General features: G+C 64.7%; 2 protein-coding genes. Both read left to right on the top strand.

Annotated elements, in window-relative coordinates; all coding sequences use genetic code 11:
- The coding region (locus I5W_RS20375; protein WP_044530602.1) for a protein adenylyltransferase SelO at positions 1–1,421 on the top strand (1,421 nt) is incomplete at its 5' end.
- A gap of 59 nt (positions 1,422–1,480) precedes the next feature.
- A partial coding sequence (gene msrB, locus I5W_RS20370) for a peptide-methionine (R)-S-oxide reductase MsrB (protein WP_044530601.1) occupies positions 1,481–1,869 on the top strand: 389 nt, incomplete at its 3' end.

Below are 1,869 nucleotides of genomic sequence, written 5' to 3'. Positions count from 1 at the left end.
CGGCTTTTTCCACCCGGTTGCAGCCCACACCCCTGCCCGCCCCTTACCTGGTGGGCTTCAGCGATGCGGCGGCCGCTAGCGTGGGCCTGGCACGGCCGACCGAAGAGGATCGCAGCTTCCTCGACATCTTCGCCGGCAATCAGGTCGCGCCCGGCTCCATGCCACTGTCGGCAGTGTATTCGGGGCATCAGTTCGGGGTCTGGGCCGGCCAGTTGGGCGATGGACGCGCCATCACGCTGGGCGACCTGCCAGCCACCGATGGCCAGGGCCGCATCGAACTGCAACTCAAGGGCGCGGGCCTGACGCCCTATTCACGCATGGGCGATGGCCGCGCCGTGCTGCGCTCCTCGATCCGCGAATTCCTCTGTTCGGAAGCCATGGCCGCGCTCGGCATCCCGACCACCCGGGCGCTGACCGTGATCGGCTCGGACCAGCGCGTACTGCGCGAGAGTGCCGAAACGGCGGCGGTGGTCACGCGCATGGCGCCCAGCTTCATCCGCTTCGGTTCCTTCGAGCACTGGTACTACAACCAGCGCTTCGATGAGCTGAAGGTATTGGGCGACACCGTGCTGGAACAGTTCTATCCAGCACTGCTGCAGGAAGCCAACCCCTACCAGGCGCTGCTGCAGGAAGTCACCCGCCGCACCGCCACGCTGATGGCGCAATGGCAGGCGGTGGGTTTCATGCACGGGGTGATGAACACCGACAACATGTCCATCCTCGGCCTGACACTGGACTATGGCCCCTTCGGCTTCATGGAAGCCTTCGACGCCCGCCACATCTGCAACCATACCGATGGCCAGGGCCGCTACAGCTACCAGATGCAGCCCCGTATCGGCCAGTGGAACTGCTTCGCGCTGGGTCAGGCGATGCTGCCGCTGATCGGCTCGGTGGAACAGACCGAGGCCGCGCTGGCTGGCTATGAAGCCATCTTCCAGGCGCAGCACGACGCCCTGTTGCGCGCCAAGCTGGGCTTGAGGACGCAGCAGGCCGACGACCCCCGCTTGATCGAGGCCTTGTTTGCCATCCTGCAAGCCAATCACGTCGATTTCACATTGTTCTTCCGCCGCCTGGGCGACTTGCAGATCAGCAACACCGCCAACGACGAAGCGCTGCGCGACCTCATCCTCGACCGTCCCGCCTTCGATGCCTGGGCCGCGCAATACCGCGCCCGGCTGCGCGCCGAAGACAGCGACGATGCAGCGCGCCGGCTTGCAATGCATCAGGTCAACCCCAAATACGTGCTACGCAACTACCTCGCCCAGGTCGCCATCGAACGGGCCCAGCACAAGGACTTCAGCGAAGTGGCACGCCTGCAGGCCATCCTCAGCCGCCCCTTCGACGAACAGCCCGAGTTCGACCGATACGCCGACCTGCCCCCCGACTGGGCCAGCCATCTCGAAGTAAGCTGCTCTTCCTGAAGTTTTCTTCCTGAACCGGCCGCATCATCCCCTCGCCCGTCAACACCAAGGAGCCAAGCATGAACAAACGAGTAGAAAAGACCGACGCCCAGTGGCGCGCCCAGCTGGATCCGCTGGAATACCAGGTCACCCGCGAAGCCGCTACCGAGCGCGCCTTCACCGGCCGCTACTGGGACCACCACGAAGCCGGCACCTATACCTGCGTGTGCTGCGACACCCCGCTGTTCACCTCGGACGCCAAGTTCGACTCCGGCTGCGGCTGGCCGAGCTACTTCGAACCCATCGATGCGGCCAACGTGCGCGAGAAAGTAGACCGCAGTTATGGCATGATTCGCACCGAGATCATCTGCAATGTCTGCGACGCCCACCTGGGCCACGTCTTCCCCGACGGCCCGCCGCCGACCGGATTGCGCTATTGCATCATTTCGGCTTCGCTGCGCTTCGACCC

The organism is Herbaspirillum sp. B65, from assembly GCF_000333555.1.
GTDB lineage: Bacteria > Pseudomonadota > Gammaproteobacteria > Burkholderiales > Burkholderiaceae_D > Herbaspirillum > Herbaspirillum rubrisubalbicans.
This window is presented reverse-complemented; position numbering and strand designations above follow the sequence as displayed.